Below are 24,716 nucleotides of genomic sequence, written 5' to 3' on the forward strand. Positions count from 1 at the left end.
TCGCCACCTGCAAAAGCTTTTACCAGAGCTCGGCACGGCGACCCTCGACTATGATGCAGCCCGGATCCGTAATGTTGTCCGCGAGTGGCGCGAGCGAACGCGGCACCGCTTCGAGAAACCGCACGACCTCGTCGGCCCTCAAGATCGCCGGCAGCTTGCGCGGCGTGCGCGCATAGGCAATCCGCTCGGGTATCTCCGCCCGATCCAGCGTCACGCCGTAAAAGAACCGCAGGGCGCAAAGCGTCTGGTTGAGCGCCGGCCAGGAGATGCCCTGCGACACCAGGTACACCTGGAAAGCGCGCACATCCTCCAGCCCCAGACGATCCGGGGAGCGGCCGAAATAACGGCTGAACTTTGTCACGGCATGCAGGTAGGATCGTTGCGTGGCCGGCGACAGGTTGCGGAGCGTCATGTCGTCGATCATGCGGCGGCGCAGCGGTTTCACCGCTGCCGGGGCGTCGGTCATCGGTCGGTCTCCTGGTCAGGGGTTGGTTGTCAACACCCCAACATCCCATCAGGAGACCGCGCCTCCAAATACCACCTCTCCCGCGTCAGCGGGTCAGTTAAATCTGGAGCGATTCAGCTAAAGCTGACCGACTCTAATCATCAGGGCCTACATCACTTGGCGGGACACGATCACGTCTCGTGTTGGATCCATTATAAAGACTCAAGCGCTTTATCGACAGCATCTCCTAGACGCTCGACGATGTCGTTCACCGCATCGTGGGTCACAATGAACGGTGGAGCAATCACAACATGATCGCCCTTACGGCCGTCGACGGTGCCACCGGAGGGAACGACAAGCAGTCCTCGCGCCATCGCCGCATCGCGAACTCGAGAATTTACACCAAGAGCTGAATCAAAAGCGTCCTTACTTGATCTATCCGAAACTAATTCAATGCATTGCAATAGGCCCCGACCGCGGATGTCTCCGACATAAGAATTGTTGCTAAATCGGCTTATCAAAGCCTGCCGAAGGGCCTCCCCCATCGAGCGCACGTTGCTTATGAGATTTTCGCGTTCAACTATTTGCTGTACTTTTAATGCCGCCGCGCAGGCGACGGCCTGACCAGAATACGTAAACCCGCCACGAAACGCTCCCGATCCATTTCGAATTGCCTCGTGGATGGCATCGGTGGTCATAACCGCGCCGATTGGCACGAAACCAGCACCAAGTCCTTTGGCAACGCTAAGAATATCAGGCGTGATCCCTTCAGCGGCGCAGGCATGCAGATCACCCGTTCGCCCCAGGCCACACAAAACTTCATCACAAATAAGAAGAATCCCATATTTGTTGCAGATCTCACGAACCCGCTTGAAGTACCCTTTCGGGGGAGGCATGGCACCAGAGCCGTTTCCACCCACAGTCTCGGCGACGAAAGCAAGCACCGAGTCCTGTGGTACGCGCAATATCGCAGCTTCGAACTCGTCTGCAACCCGGAGGCCGTATTCTTCCTCGGTTTCATCATCGAGTTTTTCCCGGTAAGCGTAGCAGGTGGGCACATGGAGGATATCTGGTGCGATATCCATGAACGGCGTCCGCCGCATAATATTGGCGCCTATCGCAAGACCGTGCAGAGTGGCTCCATGATAGCTATTTCGTCTAGCGATTATGCGTGTTCGCTTGGCCTGCCCCGTTTCAACTGCGTATTGCCTTGCGAGAAGAACGGCAGTCTCAACGGCCTCGGATCCGCCAGAAACAAAGAAGGCCTTCTTCAAGCCAGTCGGAGCACGTGAGACCAGATGGACAGCCAATTCCTCCATGGGCTGGTTGGTGAAGACTCCACCATGAAAATAAGGAACCTTGCGAAGTTGCTCCTCAATCGCCTGAGCAACTTCGTTGTTGCCGTGGCCAAGTGCCGACACCACCACGCCGCCTGAACTTGCGTCCAGATATCTCTTTCCGCTATCGTCAACGACGTAAATTCCCTCCCCGGAGGTGATAAGAGGTAGCTTCCGGTTCAAAGCTCGATGAAATACACTTGACATTTTGGTCCTTCCTCAGGTTGTTGGAACGGTTTGCATCTTTTGGGATCAGAATGCGCTGTTGTTTCATTCACGCTTCGCGACCATGCACCAAACGTTCTTAGTACCGCTGTTAAGTTTTTGCCCCAGAGATAAGGAGAATGCCACTTAGAGCGACTACGATTGCTCCCAAAATGGTGGTGAGGTCTGGAATCTCACTCCAAAACAGCCATCCTAAACTTATCGACCAAAGAAGCGCACTGTAATCAATGGGCGCGACTACGGCAGCAGGGGAGAGACGAAAGGCCTGCGTCATTAATGTTTGGCCAACGGTTCCAAACAAAGCGATTCCGATGAATAGTAAGAGATCATCGACTCGAGGTGCAGACCACACGAATGGCACGATCAAGCCGCTTAGAATGGCGCTGGTGCCGGTAAGGTAGAGCGAAAGCGTCCAAACGCTTTCGCGAGGGTCGACCAAGCGGGCGCTGATGAGCAAAAAAGCATGAAAAAAGGCGCTGCCCACCGACAACAGCGATGCCGGTTGGAAAGCCCCCGTTCCAGGACGCGTGACGATTAGCACTCCGACAAAGCCTCCCGTCACCGGCAACCAACCGTGCCATGCTACACGTTCTCCAAGGAAGCACGAAGAAATAGCAGTAATGAAGACAGGCGCCATAAAGCTAAGCGTAGTGGCTTCGGCTAATGTCAAATGCACCATGCTTGTTAAAAAAAGCGCAGTAGCACCAAGCCAGAGTGCACCTCGCAGCAGATGAGCAAACGGACGATATGAGCATAAAGATGCGACGCCACCCATCTTAAGTGTAATTAGAAGGGCGATTGGAAGTGCAATGGCGTTGCGCAGGAACAGAATCTCGGCCGACGAATAGCTGCCGATTAAGTTTTTCGCGATGGCATCACTGATGCTGAGGCTTGCCACTGCAATGCACATCATTAAGACTCCCGTCCAATATTTTCGACGAGTATTATTGCAATGGTTGTTCAAATATAGGATCTCCCGATAACGGACACGATGGCCGGCGGCCTCTCTATGGAGGAATAGTTTCCTAATCTGCTTCGCAGGAGCTGGCCGGCTGTACTGTTGCAAATGATGCATACCGACACTCTGAGGTTTCGTTTCAAGCTGTGACGTTTGGAGGTTAGAAGGATGGCTCGAGGATCGCCCGGGCCACTGTCCTTGCCAGACAACGCAAGTATCATGCCAGAGGAAAACCGATGTATGAACAATAGGATGGTTTACAGCTCGATGGCCCAAACGCTCCGCGTTGTCGGAAATGGGACACGCTCAGTGAAGTAAAACAATGGGTCAAGTTGGCCCGAGGCGGGCGCCGGGGCGATTTTGTAGTCGACCACCGAGGACCAGACCTAGGTCTCTTGAAGTAGTCGAGCCGCGCCGGGTTGAGCGGGCCAAGCCACAGGTCCGCTTCAGGCAGAAGATGCCGACCCGGAGTTTCTGAGTTTGCGATATACCCAGCGGCTTCTTACCATGTCTTCGATGCTGAGGCCGCTCTTCTTGTGAAGGCCATGCCGCCCGCATCCAGCCCTTGGCCTGGCGCAGGTTTTCACGGCTTGCATAGCCGCTGTCGGCGGCCGCCTGCCGCGGCGCCTCGCCATAGAAGGCGATGTGGCACTCCAGTAAGGGCAACAGCCGCTCGCTGCGGCCGGGTTGCCGGCTTCGATGACGAGATCGAGGATCAGTCCGCTCCTGCCGGTGGTCAGATTGATCTTGTGTCCGTATTCGACGTCGCGGCTGCTCTTGACGATGATTCGGCATGCGGCTCGAACAGACTCACAAGCTTCTGGCCGGCACCGCTTCGCCTGCCAGCACCGGCCGCTCGGTCTGAGCGATAATCTGCGTGATCGGCGGTTGATAGTGGCGAACCTGGGCCTGCCAGAGCTCGTCTGCCGGACCTGGCGCCAGCCGATGGTGCTTGCGCGCGAGGCGGAGAATGCGCGGCTGCGGCAGATCATCAAGGAGTTGCAGCGCCATCGCTTCGACGACCGAGCCGAGAGCTTGCCCGAGGACCAACTCCTGCTTGAAGAAGCCGAACAGATCGAAGCGGCCACAGACGAGGAAAGGGCGCAGGCCTCCATTGCGGAGCGTCAGAGCGGCAAGACGGCGGACGAACCGAGGTGCGCTTCCCGCCCATCTGCCGCGCATCGAAACGGTCGTCGACATCGATCACTATGCCTGTCCCTTCTGTCAGAATCCGCTTCACCGGATCGGCGAGCACGTCAGCGAGAGGCTCGACATTGTTCCCGCCCAGTTCCGCGTGCTGGTCATGCGCCGGACGAAGTATGCCTGCCGCGCCTGCGAAGACGTCGTCGTTCAGGCTCCGGCGCCCGCGCGACTGATCGAAGGCGGCATTCCGACGGACGCGACCGTCGCGCAGGTGCTGGTCTCCCAATACGCCGACCACTGTGTGCCACGAACACACCAACGATGGAGGTGTGGAGCTGTGTAGAAGATGAAGGAGGGCCCTTCGCAGCCGGCGATTAGGAACTGGCTGCAAACCACCGCGTGCTGCTCTCGCAAAGAGCGATGGTGGTGAGCGACGCGGAAAAGGCGGGACGAGATTCCGTCAGGTGAGGTTCAGGGAGACGAGCGAAAGCAAACCGATGATGAACTGCCGAAATCGTATCGACGATGTCAGGGTTGGTGGTCACCCTGGGATCAGTCTGGGCGGAGACCTGAAGGCCGGCCCCGGGCGACAGCCGGCTCAAAGTCGGCGTGAACCTGGACCAGGCTTTTACATGGAACGTGGGAACCTGTCGTCCTGATCTGAAGGGAGAAGACCGAGCGGGCGATCCCCGCGAGGTCCAGAGTACCGATGCAAGGCACAGGGACAGAACAGCTCGTAGTAGGGATGAAGGGTTCTGTAATGGGACTGGACTGAAGGGGCTGTGGTGTTCAGTCTTGGCATACGGCAACCGGTGACGGGAGGAGCCGCATGAACAAGGCAAAGCCGCTCGACATCCCGAAGCGGGAGGTTTCGGATTCAAGTGTGAAGGCCAACCAAGGAGCGGCTGGGGTAGACGGACAGTCAATCCAGGACTTCGACGCTCGGCTTGCCGATAATCTCTATAAGCTCTGGAACCGGCTGTCTTCGGGCAGCTATATGCCGCCACCGGTCGACGCGGTCCGGGTCGCACGTCAGCGCCGCTGGCGATACGACTGGGTCGTCGATATTGGCATCAAAGGATTCGTCGACAACATCGATCACGAGTTGCTGCTTAGGACCGTGCGAAAGCACACCAATTGCCTGTCGGTCGTACTCTATATCGAGCGTTGGCCGAAGGCTCCGGTGTCGATGGCAGATGGCAGCTTGGTTGCCAGGGACAAGGGGACGCTACAGGGTGGGGTCATCTCGCCCCTGCTGGCAAACCTGTTCCTGGATTACGTGTTTGACGTTTGGCTCGAAACCGGGTTTCCCGGCATACCGTTCGAACGGTATGCGGATAACATCATCTGCCACTGCCGCAGCGAGCGACAAGCCGTGGTTCTCCGGGCGGTGCTGGAACGGCGGTTCACCGCGTGCAGGTTGATGCTCCATTCGGAAAAGACGAAATCGTCTACTGCAAGGACACCAAGCGCGCCGGTGAATTCCACATTCAGCAATTCTCGCCCCCTTCAGCGAACTCTCTCGCATCGACGTTGTCGCTGTCGGAGCCGAACTGTGCGCCTTTTACCCGTCGCAGGTGACGCCGTCGCGCCGCAGTTAGTCGAGATGCCGCGACAGAGGCGCACGACGGCCATTGTTGCGCACGACCCGCGCCTTGACCGTGCAAGGCCGCGTCCGGTTGGTGATCAAGCGATTGGCGCGGACGCTTGCGACGCGGCCGCGCGCGAAACCCGGTCCGCGTCCAGAGCCCCTGCGGATCTCGCCGGGTCGAGAGACGCGACCGCCGGCCTTCTCGACAGCGGCAAGTGCCTGGGCAATGAAGGGCCTTGCCCGCTGGCTTTTCGATGATCGGATGCGGCCAGGCCGGACGCGGAAATCATCATCCCTATTCATCAAGAAATACGGCGCGAGGTGCGCAGTGCATTGTAACAGCAGGGTAATTTGCCAGTGCGCACATCACGTTTCGCGCTGACGATGTGCGCATATGACCAGAAAACCCAATCAATACAACCGACCGTCCAAGCCGCGATGTGCGGCCTTGCCCGGTCGGTTCCCTCGCTCCCCCGCTCCTTTCCGCTAAGACTGCCGTCGGCTTCGCGCCAGCGTTCAAAGCTACGCTGCTCATCGTTGGCCCCCTACTCCGCCGCGCGTCGAACGAACAGGCCGCCGGACGCCGGCACGAGCGCCGATAAATCGACAATGGCGAGCTCCTGCTCCGAGCGGCCGAAGGTCAGTCGGCGGGCTTCTTGAACGGGAAATGTTCGCGTGGTTCTGTTGCACGGCCAACAACGGTGAACCGGCCCAGCCACTGCGCTCTGAACGCGCGGCGACTTGCGCGACGAGCGCCGCGTTCGTGTCGATCACGGGCCCCACCTTCGCGACGTAGTCGACGGTCTCGAGGGGCAGTGGGTCTTCGGTGAGGAAGCGCATAGAGAACGTCGAAGGTCCCCCTTTCCACATGGCAGGCGCGCTCGACGAGCTTTTCGAGACCTCGTCCTTGATGAAGGCGGCCTTGGCCTCGCGCTTGGCCTCCATCACCTCGCGCAGCAGGTCCTTGGGATCGCGGCTCGCCCGCATGTCGCGGCCGCCGCCGCCCCAGGACGCCTTCAGCATCACCGGATAGCCGATCTCCTCGGCCAGCCGCTTGATTTCGTCGGGATCATCCGGCAGCGGCTCCGTCGCCGGCGCGACCGGTACGTCGATCGAAATCGCCAGGTTGCGCGCCGCCACCTTGTTGCCAAGCTGGCGCATTGTCTCCGGCTTCGGGCCGATGAAGGTGATGCCGTTCGCCGCACAGGCTTCGGCAAATTCCGGGCTTTCGGACAACAGGCCGTAGCCCGGATGAATGGCATCGGCGCCGGAAAGCTTGGCGACGCGGATGACCTCGTCGATCGACAGATAGCTTTCGATCGGGCCGAGATCGCGGGCAAGGTGCGGGCCGCGTCCGACCTGATAGCTCTCGTCCGCCTTGAAGCGGTGCAGCGCCAGTTTGTCCTCCTCAGCCCATATCGCGACCGTTTTAAGTCCCAGTTCGTTGGCCGCGCGGAACACGCGGATGGCTATTTCGGAGCGGTTGGCAACAAGTATCTTCCAAATGGGCACAGGCTACCTCGCTGAGAAGTCGTTTACATGTTCGGATAGACCGGGCCTTCGCTCCCCTGTGGCGGCACCCAGTTGATGTTCTGGTTGGGGTCTTTGATGTCGCAGGTCTTGCAGTACACGCAGTTCTGGGCGTTGATGACGAAGGTCGGCTTGCCGTCCTTCTCCACCCATTCGTAAACGCCGGCCGGACAGTAGCGCGCCGAAGGGCCGGCATAGACGTCGTATTCGGAGCGCTTCTGCAGCTCCCAGTCCTTCACCTGCAGGTGGACCGGCTGGTCTTCCTCGTGGTTGGTGTTCGACAGGAACACCGAGGAGAGCCGGTCGAAGGTCAAGACACCGTCCGGCTTCGGATAGTCGATCTTCTGGTGTTGCTCCGCCGGCTCGAGGCTCGCCGCATCGGTCTTGCCGTGTCTCAGCGTGCCGAAGACGGAGAAACCGAACAGCGTGTTGGTCCACATGTCGAGGCCGCCGAGCGCGACGCCGATGGCGGTGCCAAAGCGCGACCACAGCGGCTTGACGTTCCTCACCCGCTTCAGGTCCTGGCCGATGGCGCTGTCGCGCCAGCCGTTTTCGATCTCGATCGGCTCGTCATTGGCGCGGCCGCTGGCGATCGCCGCGGCGAGTTTTTCCGCCGCCAGGATGCCCGACAGCACCGCATTGTGGCTGCCCTTGATGCGCGGCACGTTGACGAAACCGGCCGAGCAGCCGATCAGCGCGCCGCCGGGGAAGGAAAGCTTCGGCACCGACTGATAGCCGCCCTCGGTGATGGCGCGGGCGCCATAGGAGAGGCGCTTGGCGCCCTCGAAGGTGCCGCGGATCGCCGGGTGGGTCTTGAAGCGCTGGAACTCCTCGAAGGGGTGCAGATAGGGGTTCTTGTAGTTGAGGTGGACGACGAAGCCGACGGCGACGAGGTTGTCCTCGAGGTGATAGAGGAACGAGCTGCCGCCGGTTCTCATGTCGAGGGGCCAGCCGAAGGAGTGCTGCACCAGGCCCGGCTTATGGTTTTCCGGCTTCACCTCCCAGAGCTCTTTCAGGCCGATGCCGAATTTCGGAACGTCGCGGCCTTCACCGAGCTTGTATTTGGCGATCAGTTGCTTGGCGAGCGAGCCGCGCACGCCCTCGCCGATCAGCGTGTATTTGCCGAGAAGAGCCATGCCGCGGGCGAAGTTCGGCCCCGGCTCGCCCGAGCGTTCGATGCCCATGTCGCCGGTGGCAACACCGATCACTGCGCCTTCGTCGTTGTAGAGCACCTCGGTTGCGGCAAAGCCCGGATAGATCTCAACGCCGAGCGCCTCGGCATGTGTCGCCAGCCAGCGACAGACAAGCCCAAGCGATACGATGTAGTTGCCGTGATTGTTCATCAGCGGCGGCATCAGGAAATTCGGCAAGCGGATCGAGCCGGCGGGACCCAAGAACAGGAAATGATCGTCGGTGACCTCGGTTTTGAACGGATGGTCCGGCTCGTCACGCTAGCCGGGCAACAGCCGGTCGATACCAATAGGATCGACGACGGCACCCGAGAGGATATGGGCGCCGACCTCGGCGCCCTTTTCGAGCACGACGACCGAGAGCTCCGGATTGACCTGCTTCAGCCGGATCGCCGCCACAAGCCCGGCCGGACCGGCGCCGACGATCACCACGTCGAATTCCATGCTCTCGCGCTGGAGGAGTAGGTTCATTTCGATCGGCTCCTTAACCTTGAACTATTCCGGCGATAAGTGTTGCTGAACCGATCGCCAGCCAAGCCGAGGCTATTCGCTGTATCACAAGGAGCCGGGAGTCATTGCCTGCCGTGTCTCCCTATGATGGTACCCAATCCACTCCAAAGAATAGCGACACCAATGACCAGAATGGCGAAAATGCAGAGTTTCGAAAGAAACTCTTTATCATGAGGGGAAGGTAGGAGAACGAGCGCGAATACCAGCGCCTTGGGATTCAGCATGGTGGTCGCAAAGACTCGCGAGAAAGTTATCTGAGCGCTGTTGCCAAAGCCCTTGCCCACGCCCCAAAGTTTGATGGCGAGATACATCACCCATATTGCCGCAATAGCTTTGAGAACAATCGCGCTGGAAGGCCAACGGAAACCGATCTCTGCACCAAGCGCGGTCAAGGGCAGCATTGTCGCGAAGTAGCCCGACAACTCGGCTGGTAGGAGCCGAAACACCGACCGCATGCCATTGCGGCAGCAGCAAGTCCGATCAAAGTGTTCGTTGGTCCGGGGGCTAGCAGAAGGGCGAGCACAGCAGAAATGTAAGCAGTATAGGGCATAAGAAGTTTCGCGAGTACGAGGAGTCAAAGGCCGCAGTCGCAGGAGAGATCAGCCGCCTGGCCAGCTGTCGGTTTCCGTTGCGAAAGGAATACTTGCCTGGCTCCCTCGGCGAGAGCATGCGATTCCTGCTGCCCTCGTAGCCCGTCTCATGGAAGCCTCGAGAGAAAGTCCGCGATCCAACGCCGATGCAAGAACGCCCACGAAACAGTCCCCGGCGGCAGTTGTATCCTCGACGTTGACTGCCATTGCTGAAACTTTCACCTCTCGCCCATCCGAAAATGCTTCCGCGCCCTCTCCGCCGAGAGTTCTTAAAACACCGGTATTCAACCGCCTCGAAAGTGCTGGCGCGGAAGGCTCACAGGCGAGCCAGCCGGCCAGCGCCCCAGCCTCGTCGTCGTTGACGACGATAAGATCACAGAGGGACAAAGATCCGATCTCGAGAGGAATGGCTGGTGCAAGGTTTAGGATAGTCTTTGTTCCGACGTTCTTCGCCCGGCGGATGAGCCTCTCGATCTCCGACACGTCGTTTTCCATCTGCATTAGGACTATTGTCGCATCCCGAAGCAGCGTGTCGTCAATGACGTCGGCCGAAGCTTCTGAATTCGCTCCTGGTGCAACCGCGATCATGTTTTGCCCCTTCGCGTTGATCAGGATCGACGCTCGGCCAGTGTCGCGGCAGAGCCTGAACTCGTCGTCAGTCAGGAGCCTGCGGTAAGGTGCAGGGCATTCATATAGTCCGAGTTGAAGGTCGTTCGGCAACCAACTCAAGATCGCTTCGAGGCTGGCCTGGAAAGCTTCGGATCCTGCATTAGCGGGGTCAAGCCGATTCGAGACTAGTACGAGGGCGTCGATCCCGGTTTCGGCCATGGCCTTCAGTTCGGTCCGTTGATCTTCCCGGCTCTCACTTATGTGACCAGAGGCAATCACTGGGATTCTTCCTCTTGCGAGCGAAACGGTCCCTTTCGCCAGCGCCACCCGCTCTTCGAGTGACAACTTCTGCATCTCACTCGATTGGCATACGGCAAAAAGCGCGTCTGCCCCCGTCCGATATACCATTCAATCAGAGCCTCGAGCCCTGGCCAATCAATCACGTTCTCCGGGGTGAGCGGAGTTAGCATTACCGGGACGATACCATGCGCGCTTCGGGCCATTCTTCCACTTTCCACTAGATTTGTAAGCTGATTTCGTTTTAGAATTGAATTCCATTTCAAGAAAGCAGGGAGAAGCGCAAGATGAGTGTGAAACGATGGGAGGACGATGCGATAGTTTGGCATGGGCCTAACTACAGTTCGGAAGTGCTTGAATATCATCCAGACGTGGAGTCCGCCGCCGTCGCAGGTCGCATCATCACATGCGTCGAGGTTGTCGACTGGAGTGGCACGGGAACCCGCGATCTCCTGCTGTCGGCTTGGGATCCCTGCTATGACGGGCGTGTATTCTTGCGGCGCCAGATCGGCACGAGCGAAGATGGCACGCCGATCCTCGGTCAGGAAGAACTGGTCGATGGCGTCAGAGGGTACGTTACAGCCGTTCGCGACGGTGATGTTTTTCACCTGGTTTCCGCGTCCCGCATGCGTAAGCAAATCTATTTGTTTCCCAATATTGGGAAAAAAGGTGCGCCGGAGTTTGCTGACCCGGTGCGGCTTGATCTGGACGCGGATTGGATCAAGGGCAACGAATATTTCCATATGGCACGTTTCCATGATATCGACGGCGACGGCGTTCCGGAACTGATCGTCGGCAGCGACTATTGGGATGACTATTGGCCGAACGGTCTCGAATGGAACGATGAAGGCTATCGTGGCTATGACGATGCCGGCCGTTGGCTCGGCGGTCCGTTGCGCGGATTTCTTTATGCCTTCAAGAACAAGGGCACGCTGACAGCGCCGTCGCTTGAACGCGGTAAGGCATTGATATCCGGAGAAACGCCGCTCGAAGTTTATGGTCAGCTTGCCCCGGCATTCGGCCGTTTCGGGAGTGATGGTCAATCTGTTATCGCGGGCGAGTTCTGGAATATTCTGCATATCGCCCGGCAGCATGAGGACGGAACCTTTGCACCGACCAGCCTGATCCGCACGGTGAATGACGAAGTCCTCGAACTCGACCAGTGCATCCACCTGCCCTGCGTCGTGGACTGGGATGGTGACGGGCTTGAGGATATTCTCGTCGGAGCCGAGGACGGTTACGTGACGTTTCTGAAGAATGTCGGCAACGGCAAAGACGGCCTGCCACGCTTCGAAAAGCGCGGACGCGTCGAGACCACTAAACCATTGATCCATGCCGGCGTACTACCAAGCCCGGCAGCTCATGACTTCAGCGGCGACGGTCATTTCGACCTCGTCGTCGGTAACAGCACAGGTGAACTCTTATATTATCAAAGTCGCGAGGAAAATGGAGAAATTTTCCTCGACAAGGAGTTCATGCTGGAAGCGGGCGGAGCGCCGATCAGGCTAGCAGCCGGTTTGACGGGCTCCATCCAGGGACCATCCGAAAGGATGTTCGGCTATTCTTGCCCGACGCTCGCAGACTGGACCGGCTCCGGCCATATTGACATCCTCGTCAGCGACGTTACCGGCCGTCACCGGCTCTATCGTAACACAGGGGAGAACACCCTGCCGCCACGCTTCAGTGAAGAGGTGTTCCTCACTTATGCAGGCAAGCCGCTGAAGACCGTCTGGCGAGTGCGACCAGCCGTTGTCGACTGGGAGAAAAATCGTCAGCTACATTATCTCGCTCTTGATGAAGACGGCGTTTTGAGCGACTGGAAGAAAGCGTCCGATACCGAATTGGTCGACAAAAAACATGTTCGCTGGGAGAACGGAGAGGCCATGCGGTTTACCGTCGATGTCGGCGGCGGCCGTGGCCGTGTAAAGCTGTGTTTCTGCGACTGGGAAGGCACTGACCGCACCGACCTGATATTTGGGACCCACGCGCGCGCCTGCGTACCTCCCGATCCCAATACAGGAGCGCCGCGCAACACGACGAAGCAAGCGGGCCTTTTCTATTCCCGCAATGTCGGTACACCCGAAGAGCCACGCTTCGCTCTGCCTGTCCCTTTCAAGTTTCGGAACGAAACCATCGCCATGGCGATGCATGTAGCCTCTCCAGAAGCTGTGGATTGGGCCGGCCGAGGCTCGCTCGACCTCATAGTCGGCATTGAGGACGGCAGCATCGTCTGGTTGAAACGCGAGGAACTCTCGTGGTGAGCGTCGAGATCAAAGGGACGACGAGGTTGCTAGGGTTGATCGGTGATCCGATCGCTCAGGCAAAGTCACCCTCCGCTATCAATCCCATCTTTGCAGCGCGCGGCGCCGATATTGCATGCGTGCCGTTGCATGTATCGCCAACCGATCTTTCCACGGTCTGGGCAGGATTGAAGGCGATGCCGAACCTCGTGGGGTTCGGCATTACTCTGCCCCACAAGCAGCTTGCCATCAGACTCTGCGACACTCTCGATCCGGTCGCCGACCGGGTCGGCGCGGTCAATCTCGTGCGTCGCGAACGGGATGGCAGCTTCCGCGGGTACCAATTTGATGGAAAGGGCTTCGTTCGCGGCCTGCGATCTAGAAACGTCGTCTTTGAGAACCGGGATGTGCTGTTGGTCGGCTCCGGCGGCGCCGCGGTCGCCATCGCCTTCGCACTTGTCGAGGCAGGAGCAAGAACGATCGCGGTCTCGAACCGCACGGTCGAAAAGGCCGTGGCTTTAGCAGAAGCGGTCAATTCAAATTTCGGACGTAGCGTCGCCAAGGCCGGAAAGCCCGAGCCCACGCCCGGGCAGCTTGTTATAAATGCCACCTCGCTTGGCCTGAAGATGGCGGATCGCCTGCCCCTCGACCCTGTCATGCTGAAGCCCGGAATGACCGTTGCTGAAGTTATTGCTGAGCCAGAGATCACACCACTGTTGTTGCAAGCGCAAGCACAGGACGTCGAAATTCACTCGGGCATGCACATGATCACCGGTCAGGTCGGGCTTATCGCTGACCACATCTGCGAAATTTGGGCCTAAACTAAAGAGGTGCGAGCGAAACATGTCACCCAAAAGCTCAGCGTTCTGACGCGTGAGACCATCCGACAGCTCGGGCACGTATTCAGTTCCGAGCCATCCGCGCTCTACTAAGCTCGAGATTGCTTCAGTGAGACCGGCCAGCGCGATCGCTGCATGCCCAACCACGTTCCCAATGGCTATGTAGTCTCCACCAAGGCCGATCAGCTGTGGCGCCAAGCCTCACAACCGCTCTTGATTTACCAGAAGTCCTAGACTCGCTTCGACAGAGTAGCAGTCCAGGCACGTGGCTGGTCGTCTGAGCGATTTTCCCCGCATGGGGCGTCGGCTGGGTGACGAACAGGAGGAGTGGATAGTCCGGTTGGAGCCACCTGACAAAAATTGAGCCTCGAGGTCCCCTGGGCAACGGCAACGGCATATCAGCTGTTTGTTGGGATGTGGTGTTGAGGTGGTGGTCTCAACACGCGCCGTAGCGAAGTGCGACATCACGACCGAGCAGCGGGCACGTCATGCTTCAGAGGTATTTATCCACGGAGATGTTCCGGGAGATGATTAAGCGAGGGGATGTGATTGAAAAAACGCTGCAGAGGACGCCATCCAACGAAAATCTGTGACCACCACCGGAGTTTTAGCCCCCGGTGGTGGTCTTGCGCATGTGGGAGCGGTCACCCTGATAGAGCATCACCGAGAAAATCGATCTAGAACATTTCTAGTAACAATTTCCGTACCTAGCTCACGTGCCGCCAATCCAGCCACCCAATCAGCCGCACCCGCGTTGAACACTTCCCCTTTGCCACGTGTGAAGTGTACAATCATTCCGCTACCGCGCGACGCTCTGTCGCGATTTTCGGGAGTGTCGGCTCCATATCTAGGTACGGTGAAAGTGTCTGTCTCGTCGGAATAGTACAAGCTCTCGCCGGTGCTGTAATGGGGGACCTCACGATTGTTGGCCAATCCCATCGCCAAAATTTCGAGATTTTCCGGTGCACCATCCTTGAAAGTCGGATAAGGTAAACCGTCGCGTATCTCGTACTCAAGTCCGTCTACTTCGTAGCCGAAAATTCGCGCGCTTCCCCCGAGAATATCGCCGTAGTAGAAATTACCTCCAGTGAACGCCCAATGTTCAGGGCGATAGATAGTGAAGCCGCCGGATCCACGCGGCGCAAAGGCGCCGTGATTAGCATACATGCCCCACGTTGCATTTAGGCCAAACGTGGCTGCTCCAGGCCGGCCCACCAACGGATCTTCCCATTCAGCAGTTATCCTTCGAGCGTGCGTTGAACCCATTAGTGGATCGTGTGTTTTAGCAAGTTTTTTGTAACAAATTTGTTTGGTGCCGCCATCCTCAAGACGGATTTGCCAGTAGAAGTTGCCGCCGAAGCGAGCAACTCTTCCACCTTTTTCAACATATTGATCGACTGCTTCGCGCATCTCCCATGTCCAGTACTCGTCGTGTCCGACAATAACTGCGCATCGGTAAGCCTCGAGAATATCTGGGTCGTTATGCAAATCGGTTTGTGTGGCGTAGTCGAGATTATAACCATTTTGTTCGGCCCAGAGGGCAAAATGGCGGTCATAATTTGCCCAACCAGCATTGGCATAATATCTACTATACCCACGCAGGGTCGCGAATTCACTTGCTGGGTAGCGCGGAATCGCGCCCACCTCAAGTGCTGTGGCATATCCCTTTCTGGGCGCACCTGCGGGAAGCGACATGAATCCTCGCGCCCAAGGCCGATGGATTGACAGTTTAGGGGCAAAGGGCAGACCCTCCGGCTCGTTATCAGCGAGGTAATGACATGAGCCGCCAAAGTCATTATAGGCGGTCCAGGTACTTGTCGCGAGAATGAACAGAACAGGGGCTCGAGCGCCCCGCTTTGCGGGAAGTACTGTAATCCCGTGCACGTGTTCGCGAACATTCCCTTGGCCATCCGCTGCACGTGCGATCACTAAATAGAATCCACTTCGTAGATCGCGCGGCACAGTCCAACGAGCGACAACGGGCCAGCCGCAGCCGTTTGCTGCAAAGTCGGCCGGCAGCAGTGAAAACGGCGCTTTGATTTGCTGAATGACATCTACTGGGTTTGACCCAATCTCATCTCTTCGAATTTCAATGGATATCTCGGTAGCAGTTGTGCTCGCATGGATAAGTACGTCGTCGCCTGGGCGGTACGAAAGGAGGTTTGTATAACAGAAGACCTGCGCTACTCGCGCATCATCAATCACTGTTTCGTAAGACCTCGACCGAGTTGCATCGAAGCCTTGGGGTCTTGGAATGAATCCGCCCCAGTGCTCAAGAGGTTCGTGAGGAAGCTCGCGTCCCTCATCTATATCTTCACTAATCATAGTCTTCTCCAATTTTATTGGTTACGGAAGCCGAATTCATTGGCGCGTAACCTGCCCATCCATTGCGAACCTCCAATGTGGGCTCGCAACGCACAAATCATGGCTCGCAGAACTCGGCATTTATCATGGCTCCAGCGGCTCAACTGCGCACTCTCTAGGTGAATGCCCCTTCAGCTTGGAAGTTGGCAACGGAGCGAGTGAAACTCTATTCCACAAAGAACGGCATTGCAATAACGCGGTTGTATCGTTCTGACGACGACAACGCTTCCTCCAATTGGGGGTCGATGTCGCGGTTCGGGGGCGGTGAACACCTTCTATAGGTATTACCCGCGACCCGAGGTGACGGTGCTGAGGACGGCCGCTTCCATCGCCGCATCGATCGTGAGCGCTACGGAGATCGCGCTGGTGCCATGCTTGGAGTCATGGATGAAGCCAGGCATGATGGAGTCTACCGGCGGATCGAGGTGATTACCGGTCGACGCCAGCGGCGGAATTGGACCGAAAGAGAAGGCGTGGATCCTTGCCGAAAGCGCAGAACCCGACGTGAACATCTCGGCCGTCGCCCGGCGTTGGGGCGTCAATCGCGGTTTGCTGAATGTCTGGCGCCGCGAAGCCGGGCTGACCTCTCGACGATCCGAGCAAGCCTGCGCACAGCAGGCCATGTTCGTGCCGGTGACAGTGGTTGGAGAACGAACGCCTCACCAGCGCGTCATCGGACATCGCTTCCGTTGCCCCCAGTCGAATTGAGATCGAGATTGCCGGAGCACGCATGGCCGTGATCGGCTCGTGGCGTTGCGAGGGCGCCGGTGATTGGACTTTCGCCGAATGTAAAGATCATGACGGCGACGCAACCTGTCGACTTGCACTGGTGGCGTCAGCCCTTGCGGCCGATCCCTGTTGTGGTGACGTGTTCGTGTTTCGGGCCAAGCGACGCGATCGCCTACGCTCCATTTATTGGGATGGCTCTGGCATGATCTGGCTGGAGCAGGGCAAGTTCGTTTGGCTACCGATCCGCGATGGCGCGATGCAGATGAGTAGCCCAGGAGTTCTCGCTTTTGCTGGCCGGTATCGACTTGACTCGGGTGAAGCGAAACGCCGTAAAGCGGCCATCGGAAGCGGGCTGATCTTATTGGATTTGCTTGAAGATTCAGGATCATGTGGAGGGTCTTCCATACCGCTTCGACCCGACCCTTTACCTCAGGATGCCGCGCAATTGAGCCGGATCATTCTCTCGCTCGATGCAGAGAATGCCGACCTCAAGGCGCGCGTTGCCTTCCTGGAGCAGCAACTCTTTGGGCCGAAATCGGAGAGGATGACGGCGATTGACCCGACGCAGGCGACGATTGACCTTGGCGATTTCAGCGATATTCTCGAGGCGGCAAATGACGACGTTGCGCCCGTGGCTGACGGGTCAATGCGGGAGCGGCGATCGCCGTCGCGCAACATCGGTCGTTTGCCCGATCACCTCCCGCGGTATGAAGAACTCATCGAGCCGGAGAGCAAGATTTGCCCGTGCTGCTCGTTCGAATTTCATTGCATCGGCAGGGAGGTTTGCGAGGCGCTCGACCGCGTGCCAGCGGTTGTCCGGGTGAAGCGGACGACACGGAACAGCCAAGGATCTAGTCGATGAGCGGCCTCGACGGCTATCTTACTATCTCACGGCTCTCATCATCGGCCCGAGGGTTTATCGACCCACGTCAGTGGATCCCGGAGTTGACCTGCCCAGAGGCCCCTGAACCTGCCAATGGAAACAACCGAGCATCGGGCCGTGCGACCATCGTTGCGGAATTCAACCGGATATTGGCAAGCCTCGCCGAAACGCCGAAACATCATCGGCCTAGGTTCACACCGGGATCAATGATCAAGCTGTGGGGCGATCAACACTACTTGGCCACATGCCCCAGGTCCGTGAGCAGCCGGTCCGTCGGAGTGTAGCCCGCAGGCTTCGGCTGCAATCACGTTCATAGGGCATTTCGCAGAACCTTAGCCATCTTCCTTGCAGCGCAACTTCTTGCGCAGATCATTTACTCCGTGCAAACTAACAGACCTCTTTTGAAGCATTTACATCGATACAGATAAAGCACCCCGATGTACTGGGAGTGCTGGCAAGTCCTATTCTTCAGTGTCTCCGAAGGCCAACTTCCCCTCGGCTGCCCTGACAAGAGATCCCACCGCGCGCCAGTTTGATGAAAGCCAATCATGCCGTTTTGCCCGAGACTAACTGCTAGGTTCATGCTCTGTCAGCAGTTGACGCAGGGGCCACATGAAAGCGAGTTCCTCGGCAGTTCGTCGCGCCAATTCGGCTAACTCTGGGATTCGACGTTCATGCAGACGTAAGGCCGGGGCCACAATCGCCACAGCACCAACAGCATTTCCTTGGTTGGAGATAACGGCAGCAGCAACAGATGAAACTCCAACCTCAGCCTCTTCTATTGCAACTCCGTAGCCCTGGTCGCGCGTTCTAGCCAACTCTTGAAGCAACGCGTCGGCGGAACGTAGCGCATTGGGGCCAAATCCTCCCGGATAGTCGAAGCCTGCGTCGAGTACCAGTTTGAGTGCCTTCTCGTCTGCAAGGGTTGCCAACCACGCTTTTCCGCTTGCCGTCACGTGCAGCGGCAAGACCGGAAATGTACGTGGTTGACAAATCAGACTTCCGGTGGCGCCTTGTGCATGAGCAAATGTAATCAGATCGCTTCCAACTATGCCAGCCAAGCGAACAAGTTCTTTGCATTCAGTCGCAGCGCGATCAATGATTGGCTGACATATGTCAGGAATTTGGGCCACTTGTAGATACCGATATCCAATAGCGGACAACTTGAGTGTTAGCCGATAAAATTCTGTCTTCTGGTCCTGTTCCACCCATCCCAAAGCACAAAGTGTCGAAAGTAACCGATGTGTACCGCTGCGCTGAAGCTGAAGCGTCTGTGCAATCTCGCTGAGGCGCACGCTCCGTCCCTCGCGAGCCAAGAGTTCAATGACAGCGAAGCAATTTTCGACTAATGAATTAGTGACTTTCATCGTGGAATAATGTTCCATTTGTTCGGACCGACGCGATATTGCTAGCAACAGACGCACCTGTCAATGAGTGCTATGGATCTCAGCCAACGCGTGCTAGAGGAGCGGTGCCGACGTGTCTGTCCGCCGTGGGCCTGAGGCACATCCATCTCTGAAATGGCCAGATTCAAAGAGAACTCGCAATGGTATTCGTCCCTCGTGCCGCGACTGTGGCATGCTGGAGTTTTCGCTTAACGCGGCCTGTGAAGGACCCGACTCAGGCCTGTTGTACACGACTGGCGAGGCAACCTAGGCATGCACGGCCTCGCCGTGCTACTGGCATCTATGAAGACCTACAATGCTTTGTCGTCAGACCACCGGTGCGATTGGACGTCTTGTCTCTCCACATGCTTCGAGGGTCTGATCTATGCGGCCAGCGCAATTCGGACCGTGCAGTCAAGGGAGACGGCAAACAAGACTGTACGCGGGAAGCACGTTCCTTTTGTTTTCTTCGTTTCCGGACTGTGGAGTGCCTTGCTGATACAAGGGCAAATCCAGCCACGGTGAGCCTGCCGGGTGGATTACCGTCGAGCCCCTAGCCAACGCAATCGAGGTTTTGGAACGCCCGTCGTTCCGGGTGGCATCCACCCGAGGCCCCATAACGCTGGCCCGTTCTGATGGCAGGGCCTGTTTGCAAGGACCACCTCTCGGCCGAAATCGTCCGCCAGCTCAATCACTTCGGCGACCATCTCAACCACCTGTTCGGCACACCCGGCAGGCCGGCGGTCCCGAACGAGCCAGGTGGGCAACGTTGGCGGATCACGACGCGGCAGTTCAGACGCACGATCGCATGGCACATACCAACCGTCCGTTGGGCACAATCACCGGCATGATCCAGTCTAAACATGCCTCCGTCGCCGCTTTCGAACGCTATTCCGGCTCCAGCCGATCCGACTTCTGAGCGGAGGTCGAGAACCGGCGCAGCCTCGGCCAACTCAACGCTCAACGAAGTGCTGATCTATTTTGACGAGCGACGGGCCGGAGCCACGCTGTCCGGACCAAGCGCGCCGACGTCTATTCCCGCGTCACGGCCGAGATCACTGCCACCATCGAGCAAGGCACAGGTGGATGGCAGGCGCCCAGGTTCCACATTGGGACCACCATTGCCCGTCCGACCAACGTCTCATCCGGCAAGCGCTATCGCGGCCTCGACAGAGGTGCTTCGCGCCTACTCTACCGCTGGCGCTCTGGGCCGCGGGCCGCGGCCGGCGCGCAGGTTGACGGCTACGAGCGCCCGCCACCTGCCCGAGACCTAACGTATCCCACACCCACATGCCAAAGCATGCACTGCGAACCTGGGCATCAAGACCGTATTCGGCGGGTCGGAAGCCTACCACCTCCCGTCTTCCGACACCATGCCGCCGTTCACCTCATTTCGCGACGCCGCGCAACGCCGCGTCATTCTATGCCGTATGATCCACGAACCGGTCACGCCGCGGTTCGAAGGACAGGCTTCACCGCGATCTTTCCGGCCGCTTCGGGTCAGCGGCCTATGCCGCCGAAGAAACGTGACAGAAATTCTCAATGGGCTTGTCCTGGCTGATCTGGGTATCGCCCACCATCCGCGCCCCGATCATGCCGCCTATGTCGCCTCTTTGCTGGTGTTGAAGGACGATCCCAAAGCCATATTCATCGCCGCTAGCAAGACGCAACAGGCGGCAGACTGGATGCATGCGCAGCAACCTGAGGCGCAAGAGCTGGCATGACCAGCACCATCTTCATTGGAGCAAAATTTGAAAACTGGACCGTCAATGGCTCGACGTCCCCGTCAAGCCTTGTGGGCTCCGAACTCGTAGTTGCTCCAATCTTCCACTTATCGAGGCCACCCACAAGCGTCAGGAACTGGTCGAGTGATCGGAAGGGAATAGGGATTTTCGTTCCGGTTAGGTCCCACGTGGCACAGAGTGTATCAAGCTACGGCGGAAGGCCACGCGGTCCTCACCCGGGCCGTCATAGTCGCTGTGGACGGATATACCTTTGTCTTCACCATCGACAGTAAATTCGAGGGCCTTGTGAAAGGCGATCGAGCCGGTGTTTTGGGGTGAGGTAATGGCGTGGACCTCGCATCGTCCGGCGGCAATCGCGTGGTCAAAAAAGGTCGTATAGAGCCGGCGTGCAAGTCCCTGTCCACGACAGTGCGGATCCACGCCAACGAAGTGAATATAGGCCTGCTCGGGATGATCGGGAGAGAAAAAACCTACCAAGAAAGCTCGGACTCCTGCTTCATCCTCCGCCACCAAACTACTGGAGGCGAAGTGCTGCAGAAACAACCGAGGGAGCAGCAAGGACAGCATCCGTGCCTGTTCAGGAGTGCGAGATTCTTCCCACCATGTCTGGATGGCCTTAACCAGGACCGGATGGTCGGACGTACGGGCAGGACGGATGTCAGTCGACGGATTCATCCTGATAATTCCTTGTAGTTATTGCAACAATGCGCCGATCTGAATCCAACAACGTCAAATGGGCGGTTTACGTGAATCGGCGTTACATTGCAGAACGCGCATAAAAGCAGCTGATTTCAGTGCAAGGTGGAGAGTTCTTACCCTAGCATGATCTCTATGCCATCTTCCCGCCCGAGAGCAGCTCATTGATTACTCCAGTCCACACCGTGGAATTGGCAGCGGATTCGCACCCACCGTCATCGTGGGAAAATTTCACGAAGGGGGTGCTCTGGCGGGATATGTCGCGCGAAACCGCAATATCGCATTCGACGGAAGCGTGGATGGTGCGCCGATAGCACTTGCCGCAGCCCCGATAATTAAAGCGGGGCGAACGCATCGCCGCCGCAATATGAGGCTAGGGTTTACGCTTGAAGTCTGTGACCGGCTATGCCAGGTCAGTTCACATTGAACAGGTATGCGCCAAGGCAGAATCCACCGCTTTCCCGAGCTTGTCGACCATCTCTTCGATCTGGTCCGGTGTCGTTATGAACGGCGGAGCGAGGACGATATGGTCGCCAACCAATCCGTCAACCGTCCCTGCCCCGGGGAAGCATATAAGGCCAAGATTCATGGCTTCGTCGCGGATGCGCGAACTGATGGCCTGTGTCTTTTCGAACGGTGCCTTCGTCGGTTGATCCGCGACCAACTCGATACATTGCAGAAAGCCGCGACCACGAACATCTCCGACAAACGGATTGTTGCCAAATCGAGCTTTCAAAAGTTCCTGCAGACGCTGCCCCTGAACAGCTACCTTCTCCACGAGCCGGTCACGGCGAACAATACGCTGCACTGTAAGAGCGGCGGCGCAGGCCGATGCATGTCCTGTGTACGTCCCACCACCCCTAAACATGCCTGAGCCCGCTCCGATCGCCTCATGAATCCTGGACGACACGAGTACGGCGCCGATTGGCTGGTATCCAGCCCCAAGGCCTTTCGCGAGAGCGACCAAATCCGGAACGATACCTTCCTCACTGAACGCGTGAAGCGTTCCTGTCCGGCCGAGGCCGCAGAGAACCTCGTCGAGGATCAAAGTTACCCCATATTTGTCGCAGATCTCTCTCACGCGTTTGAAATAGCCCGGAACCGGAGGTACGGCGCCCGACGCGCTACCACCTACAGTCTCGGCGACGAATGCGAGAACTTCATCAGCTCCCAACGCAAGTATTTGTGTTTCGAGCTCGTTGGCGGCTCGCAAGCTGTATTCCTTCAGGCTCTCCCCAGGAAGGCGATGCCTGTATTCATAACATGGCGCGATGTGCGACATTTCGACAGCCATGTCCAGAAAGGGACTCCTCCGCACCACGTTGTGCCCCACTGCAAAGCCATTGATAGTCGCGCCATGATAGCTGTTCCTGCGCGCGATAATACGCTTGCGCTTCGTATCACCACGCTCTACCGCGGCCTGGCGCGCCAGCAGGACTGCGGTTTCCACTGCCTCCGAACCACTCGATACGAAGAAGGCCTTTGTCAGTTCCGACGGTGCGTTTGAAACGAGTTCCTCGGCGAGTTCCTCAAGTGCCTCGGTAGTGAACACAAAGCCATGGAAAAACGGCAGCTTCCGAAGCTGCCGTTCAATGGCATCGATGACTTCTGCATTGTTGTGCCCAAGGCAGGAAACCGCCACTCCCCCGGAGCTCGCGTCGAGATAGCGCTTGCCCTGCTTGGTAATCACGAAAACACCATCACCGTACTCGGCAGTTTCGGGGTGTCCGTGGATTTGCCGATGAAAAACCGAACTCATGTTATCTCCTAGAATCGGGTTGGATTGCCAATGAATCAACTTCGGGGAATGGGGTGAGGTGCTCCATCGGGTACAAGCTTGTCTTTGTACCGGAACATTGCTACTAATGAACATAACAAGATTGAGTTGTCAAGTACCCTGTATGGGCGTGCTTTAGCATTCCCAGTGCGCGGCCTGACGAAGGGAGCGCAGTGACGTGGTGTCGCGTGATTGTTTCGGAGCCTTGTTTACGCCAGATTCAGGCGATCGCGGCTATAAATTGTGCCGAGAATCTCAAGGGCTTGGGGCAAATGCTTCGGTCCAGAAGTAGGAAAGGCGGAGATCCGGACGTAGTCGCCCCGACGTTCACCGCCAGCCCAAAAATCATCCCCTCCCGCAACGTGCACGCCGTTGCGCATCGCCGATCCGACAAAAGAACTGCTGACCCATTGGGGCGGCAGCTTCAGCCATATAAACGGCGCCTGTTTCTGGGCGGAAACCGCCTGCGCGGGAAAGATTCTTGCGGCTATGGCTTGAAACGCCGAGCACACCGACTTCGTCACGGCGAGATGCTCCTCGATTCTGCCTGACATGATCCATTGGGATATAATCCACGACTGGGGCAAGGCAAATTCACAAAAGGCACTACGCGCATTGAGCACGATGTCCCCGCGCGCTGACTCGGGAACGGCGGCGAACGCCAGTGGTGTCTGCGCTCCATAGACCTTGGAGAAGCTCGATACACTAAATGTTCCTTCGGGATAGAATTCGCCGAAACTTGGCGGCGGCACGTCTAGCAAATAGCGGAAGGGATCGTCTTCGATGATTGGACAATCGTGGCTCTTCGCGACTCTCGCAAGATCTTCGATTCGTGCGGCGGGCATAGAATATGCCATTGGACTGTGAACTGAAGGCATGAGGTAAATCGCGCCGGGCTTGTTAGATCTCAGCGCCTTTTCCAAGGCATCCGGCCGCATGCCATCCTCGTCGCCCTCAACGGCAAGCGCTTTCAAGTCTAAAGCTTCCAAGATGAAACGCAGGCCGAAATAAGTGAAGGTGTCGACATAAACGTAGCGCAATCTCCGGCGCAGCATCAGCAGAATGGAAAACAAGGCCGATTGCCCGCTGGCTGTAACCTGCACGGATCGGCCAACGATCGGCACCTGCGTCATTTGAAACCAGCGATCGCCGGCGCTTTGCAATATCCGAGGATCGGCCACTCCCGGACCAATATAACCCTGACGTTGGGCAGTGTCGGAAAATAGCTCTGATAGTTCGCCGATCAGCTCTGGCACATAAGGATAGGTCTGGTTAAGATCGATAACAGAGCCGAACCATGCGTTCGATGGATGTTCATTCGGATCGGTGGCGAACGCGGTGACGGTTGTACCGCGGCTCCCCCCGGTCTTAATGATATTTCGCCGTCTCAATTCGTCGTAGACCTTGACGGCGACCGAAACGGAAACCTTGTTCTGCCGAGCCAATTCACGCAAGGGCGGCAGTTTGGAGCCAACGCGATATCGCCCCGATTTCAAGTCGGCCAGAACTGTGGCTAACAGGTCTTCACTCTTGCTCAAAACGGCAAATGCTCCGCAAAAAATCTAAGTGGCCCGAAGTTAAGCTGCGTACATTCTGTTCGCAAGTGGGAACGATACAAATTTTGTAACTTGTA

At 57.6% G+C, this 24,716-nt stretch carries 12 protein-coding genes and 11 pseudogenes; 9 read left to right on the forward strand and 14 right to left on the reverse strand.

The genetic code is table 11. The features are described 5' to 3' along the window. Positions 1-100: 100 nt before the first annotated feature. The 4 genes and pseudogenes from QN224_RS30980 to QN224_RS30995 all read right to left on the reverse strand — a co-directional run. Positions 101-466 (reverse strand): annotated as a pseudogene (locus QN224_RS30980) (site-specific integrase); the annotation flags it as partial. Between the two features lie 191 nt (positions 467-657). Then, positions 658-1,989 (reverse strand): aspartate aminotransferase family protein, encoded by a 1,332-nt coding sequence (locus tag QN224_RS30985; protein ID WP_283979787.1) that lies wholly within the window; start codon positions 1,987-1,989, stop codon positions 658-660. Between the two features lie 109 nt (positions 1,990-2,098). Beyond that, complete coding sequence (locus QN224_RS30990) at positions 2,099-2,920, reverse strand: DMT family transporter (RefSeq protein WP_283979788.1); 822 nt, start codon at positions 2,918-2,920, stop codon at positions 2,099-2,101. Between the two features lie 398 nt (positions 2,921-3,318). Next, positions 3,319-3,898: pseudogene (locus tag QN224_RS30995) on the reverse strand (ISNCY family transposase); the annotation flags it as partial. A gap of 12 nt (positions 3,899-3,910) precedes the next feature. Between QN224_RS30995 and QN224_RS31000 the strand changes: the two are divergent. Beyond that, positions 3,911-4,406, forward strand: a pseudogene (locus QN224_RS31000) (IS66 family transposase zinc-finger binding domain-containing protein); the annotation flags it as partial. Between the two features lie 699 nt (positions 4,407-5,105). Next, positions 5,106-5,504: pseudogene (locus tag QN224_RS31005) on the forward strand (reverse transcriptase domain-containing protein); the annotation flags it as partial. 171 nt (positions 5,505-5,675) lie between these two features. Here the strand turns inward: QN224_RS31005 and QN224_RS31010 are convergent. The 5 genes and pseudogenes from QN224_RS31010 to QN224_RS31030 form a co-directional block, all read right to left on the reverse strand. Beyond that, positions 5,676-6,002, reverse strand: a pseudogene (locus QN224_RS31010) (type VI secretion protein); the annotation flags it as partial. A 559-nt stretch (positions 6,003-6,561) separates the two neighbouring features. Then, positions 6,562-7,211: pseudogene (locus QN224_RS31015) on the reverse strand (biotin carboxylase N-terminal domain-containing protein); the annotation flags it as partial. A 23-nt stretch (positions 7,212-7,234) separates the two neighbouring features. Beyond that, positions 7,235-8,890, reverse strand: a pseudogene (locus QN224_RS31020) (electron transfer flavoprotein-ubiquinone oxidoreductase). A gap of 101 nt (positions 8,891-8,991) precedes the next feature. Further along, entirely contained in the window at positions 8,992-9,330 is a 339-nt protein-coding gene (locus tag QN224_RS31025) for a hypothetical protein (RefSeq protein WP_283979789.1), read from the reverse strand. A gap of 198 nt (positions 9,331-9,528) precedes the next feature. Next, a complete protein-coding gene (locus QN224_RS31030) occupies positions 9,529-10,536 on the reverse strand; it encodes a PfkB family carbohydrate kinase (protein ID WP_283979790.1) in 1,008 nt (335 codons plus the stop codon). A gap of 182 nt (positions 10,537-10,718) precedes the next feature. Between QN224_RS31030 and QN224_RS31035 the strand changes: the two genes are divergently transcribed. Together QN224_RS31035 and QN224_RS31040 are read left to right on the forward strand one after the other, a co-directional pair. Beyond that, positions 10,719-12,686, forward strand: a complete 1,968-nt coding sequence (locus QN224_RS31035; protein WP_283979791.1) for a VCBS repeat-containing protein — start codon at positions 10,719-10,721, stop codon at positions 12,684-12,686. Then, complete coding sequence (locus QN224_RS31040) at positions 12,683-13,486, forward strand: shikimate dehydrogenase (RefSeq protein ID WP_283979792.1); 804 nt, start codon at positions 12,683-12,685, stop codon at positions 13,484-13,486. Before QN224_RS31035 ends, QN224_RS31040 begins: the two co-directional genes overlap by 4 nt. Positions 13,487-14,164: 678 nt before the next feature. On the opposite strand, the gene QN224_RS31045 is transcribed toward QN224_RS31040, so the two are convergent. Continuing rightward, positions 14,165-15,829, reverse strand: coding sequence for a N,N-dimethylformamidase beta subunit family domain-containing protein (locus QN224_RS31045; protein ID WP_283979793.1), 1,665 nt, complete (start codon positions 15,827-15,829; stop codon positions 14,165-14,167). Positions 15,830-16,239: 410 nt separating this feature from the next. On the opposite strand from QN224_RS31045, the pseudogene QN224_RS31050 reads away from it, so the two are divergent. The 4 pseudogenes from QN224_RS31050 to QN224_RS31065 form a co-directional block, all read left to right on the forward strand. Beyond that, positions 16,240-16,616 (forward strand): annotated as a pseudogene (locus tag QN224_RS31050) (transposase); the annotation flags it as partial. Positions 16,617-16,635: 19 nt separating this feature from the next. After that, positions 16,636-16,953, forward strand: a pseudogene (gene tnpB, locus QN224_RS31055) (IS66 family insertion sequence element accessory protein TnpB). Positions 16,954-17,000: 47 nt separating this feature from the next. Further along, positions 17,001-17,435: pseudogene (locus QN224_RS31060) on the forward strand (IS66 family transposase zinc-finger binding domain-containing protein); the annotation flags it as partial. Positions 17,436-17,446: 11 nt separating this feature from the next. Then, positions 17,447-17,677, forward strand: a pseudogene (locus QN224_RS31065) (YecA family protein); the annotation flags it as partial. A gap of 369 nt (positions 17,678-18,046) precedes the next feature. Here QN224_RS31065 and QN224_RS31070 read toward each other — a convergent pair. After that, a complete protein-coding gene (locus tag QN224_RS31070; protein ID WP_283979794.1) occupies positions 18,047-18,865 on the reverse strand; it encodes an IclR family transcriptional regulator in 819 nt (272 codons plus the stop codon). A 1,319-nt stretch (positions 18,866-20,184) separates the two neighbouring features. Here QN224_RS31070 and QN224_RS31075 point away from each other — a divergent pair. Beyond that, positions 20,185-20,589: a zincin-like metallopeptidase domain-containing protein gene (locus QN224_RS31075; RefSeq protein WP_283979823.1), complete on the forward strand. Its 405-nt coding sequence runs from the start codon at positions 20,185-20,187 to the stop codon at positions 20,587-20,589. A 177-nt stretch (positions 20,590-20,766) separates the two neighbouring features. Here the strand turns inward: QN224_RS31075 and QN224_RS31080 are convergent, their stop codons facing one another. From QN224_RS31080 to QN224_RS31090, 3 genes are all read right to left on the reverse strand, one after another. Next, on the reverse strand, positions 20,767-21,285 hold the full coding sequence (locus tag QN224_RS31080; protein WP_283979795.1) for a GNAT family N-acetyltransferase: 519 nt from the start codon (positions 21,283-21,285) through the stop codon (positions 20,767-20,769). A gap of 439 nt (positions 21,286-21,724) precedes the next feature. Continuing rightward, entirely contained in the window at positions 21,725-23,065 is a 1,341-nt protein-coding gene (locus tag QN224_RS31085; RefSeq protein ID WP_283979796.1) for an aspartate aminotransferase family protein, read from the reverse strand. A 227-nt stretch (positions 23,066-23,292) separates the two neighbouring features. Beyond that, complete coding sequence (locus QN224_RS31090) at positions 23,293-24,621, reverse strand: PLP-dependent aminotransferase family protein (RefSeq protein ID WP_283979797.1); 1,329 nt, start codon at positions 24,619-24,621, stop codon at positions 23,293-23,295. Between the last annotated feature and the right edge of the window lie 95 nt (positions 24,622-24,716).

Source organism: Sinorhizobium sp. 7-81 (assembly GCF_030124405.1).
Lineage (GTDB): Bacteria > Pseudomonadota > Alphaproteobacteria > Rhizobiales > Rhizobiaceae > Sinorhizobium > Sinorhizobium psoraleae.

What these genes read in the sequence shown, in the direction of transcription:
- QN224_RS30985 (WP_283979787.1), bottom strand. Translation starts at nt 1,989, where the DNA reads ATGTCAAGTGTATTTCATCGAGCTTTGAACCGGAAGCTACCTCTTATC.
- QN224_RS30990 (WP_283979788.1), bottom strand. Translation starts at nt 2,920, where the DNA reads ATGATGTGCATTGCAGTGGCAAGCCTCAGCATCAGTGATGCCATCGCG.
- QN224_RS31025 (WP_283979789.1), bottom strand. Translation starts at nt 9,330, where the DNA reads ATGCTGCCCTTGACCGCGCTTGGTGCAGAGATCGGTTTCCGTTGGCCT.
- QN224_RS31030 (WP_283979790.1), bottom strand. Translation starts at nt 10,536, where the DNA reads ATGGTATATCGGACGGGGGCAGACGCGCTTTTTGCCGTATGCCAATCG.
- QN224_RS31045 (WP_283979793.1), bottom strand. Translation starts at nt 15,829, where the DNA reads ATGATTAGTGAAGATATAGATGAGGGACGCGAGCTTCCTCACGAACCT.
- QN224_RS31070 (WP_283979794.1), bottom strand. Translation starts at nt 18,865, where the DNA reads ATGGAACATTATTCCACGATGAAAGTCACTAATTCATTAGTCGAAAAT.
- QN224_RS31080 (WP_283979795.1), bottom strand. Translation starts at nt 21,285, where the DNA reads ATGAATCCGTCGACTGACATCCGTCCTGCCCGTACGTCCGACCATCCG.
- QN224_RS31085 (WP_283979796.1), bottom strand. Translation starts at nt 23,065, where the DNA reads ATGAGTTCGGTTTTTCATCGGCAAATCCACGGACACCCCGAAACTGCC.